General features: G+C 42.1%; 1 protein-coding gene and 2 pseudogenes. All 3 read right to left on the reverse strand.

What is annotated here, in order from left to right; translation table 11 throughout:
* Positions 1 to 223, reverse strand: a pseudogene (locus F6K53_RS38815) (hypothetical protein); the annotation flags it as partial.
* 319 nt (positions 224 to 542) lie between these two features.
* The gene (locus F6K53_RS38820) at positions 543 to 716 is read right to left on the reverse strand and encodes a hypothetical protein (RefSeq protein ID WP_293085189.1); all 174 of its coding nucleotides are present in this window, start codon (positions 714 to 716) and stop codon (positions 543 to 545) included.
* A gap of 86 nt (positions 717 to 802) precedes the next feature.
* Positions 803 to 1,866, reverse strand: a pseudogene (locus F6K53_RS38825) (IS630 family transposase).
* Between the last annotated feature and the right edge of the window lie 66 nt (positions 1,867 to 1,932).

Raw genomic sequence — 1,932 nt, forward strand, 5'->3', positions numbered from 1 at the left:
GTTTGGAAGCCCAGGCTTGAACCTGATTTAAACGGTGGTCTGCTTGGGATAATATATGTGCTAACCAAATTACTGCTACCTCCCCAAGGCTTTGACCTTTCCAATTTCCGTGTGTGGGGAAGTGCTTATCTAGTAGCTTTTGTACTCCCATCTGCTCTATTTGTGTTAAGAGTACGGGGATATCATCGACTCGTTCGTTTGTGATTATCCGTTCAAATGCCATAACAACCAATATATCCTGATTTGCTTGTGGTTGGGATTATGTCTTTTGGTATACTTGGCCCTGCTTATTTTTTTAGTAGTTCTGAAAATCCCCCACAAAACCGAAATCCATACACTATCATGGGTTTTTGCTATCAAGGCCTAATTATCTTCAAACCACAGACTTCACTCCACAGACTTCACTGTTAAAACTTGCCTTCGTCAAGGGTGGCCATCGGCCAATCGCCCTTTGTGCAGTTCCGACGCCGGAAAATCCCAGCCCGTCTTATCAGTACATTTGTACCATACTCGAGACCTCTGATTCAATCCTTCAGCTTTTTCTAACTCGATTTAAAATAGGCGAACCGGGAGTTATAAGGTAAGGCTTGGAGTTTTCCTTGGTTCCATTGCTGGGTTAATTCCTCTGAAATTTTGGCGATTAAATTAGGCTGTTGTGTCATTACCTCTCCGATATCAAAGGGGAAGTAATCGACATCGGGTCGTTTCTGTTTCACTTGTTCTGGAGTCCAAATCCCAATTTTGCCAATTTCGACAAACCTTCCTTGAGTAGCTAATATCGTGTTCGGATAATTAGTTATAATTAAGATGCCCTAGTTTGAGGCCACCAATGGTAGCAAGTTAGTCCTTGTATTAAATCATGCTGTTTCATCAATTTCTGGCAGCGAAATACCAATAGTTTTTCGAGTTCATCTAAACAATATGGAGAACTATTGGCAACAATCTCATTAGTGAGAGGCCACAAACGTTCTGCTGGTTGTAGTTCTGGTGATTTGGGTGGTAAATAGATTAAATCCAGACCCTCTGGTATATCTAAACTATGACTTGTATGCCAACCAGCTTGGTCAATCACGAGGAGAATTCGTTTATTCCTCCCAAGACTATATTCAGTGGCAAAATCAGCTAAGACCCGATTAAATATTTCTGTGTTCACACTCGGCAGAATCCACCAATAGGTTTCACCGGATTCTGGGTGTACAAACCCATACAACCACATCCACTTATACTTTTGTTTGACAGAGGCAATCGGTTGTTCTCCAAGTGGAACCCAAACTCGACGTAGTATAGGATGAAGTCCAAGACGATGCTCATCCATTCCCCAAACTTCGATGTCGGCTTCTGGATATCGAGCTTGAAGAAACTTGAGTTTCAAATCCAGTTTTTTTTCCAATTTTCTTGCTCTTGTCGGTCAGATTCCCGATGTTCTGGTCTTGGAACACGTAGACGAAATTCCATTTGTTTGAGATACTCCCATCCTCGATGGCGACTGACCTGCCTTCCTGTCAGTTCACTTAACCAATCCGCTACCTTACGACCATTCCACAATCCACCATCAGGGGATTTTTCTGACAGTACTTGCCACAGTTGAGCCTGTTGTAGATCTGTTAATATGGCCTCCTTACCTTGATTATAACGGCGTTGGTCTCCCAAACCTGAAGTTCCCAATTTGTTGTAGCGTTTTACTAACTGATAAATCCAGTGTCTAGTGTAACCTGTTACTTCAGCCACTTCATATGGTGTTTTTCCCTTCACCAATAACCAAATTATTTGGTAATGGGTACGTTCTGTGACATCTGTCGCCTGGCGATAATGAACCAACAACTCTTCGGCACTTAAGTAGTTTGCGATCGCAATCCTTTTGGCCATAATACCTCAATACCTCACCCAGCAACGATTCCAGTTTTATTATAACTAATTATCCGAACTTGATAT

Source organism: Moorena sp. SIO4A1, assembly GCF_010672065.1.
GTDB lineage: Bacteria > Cyanobacteriota > Cyanobacteriia > Cyanobacteriales > Coleofasciculaceae > Moorena.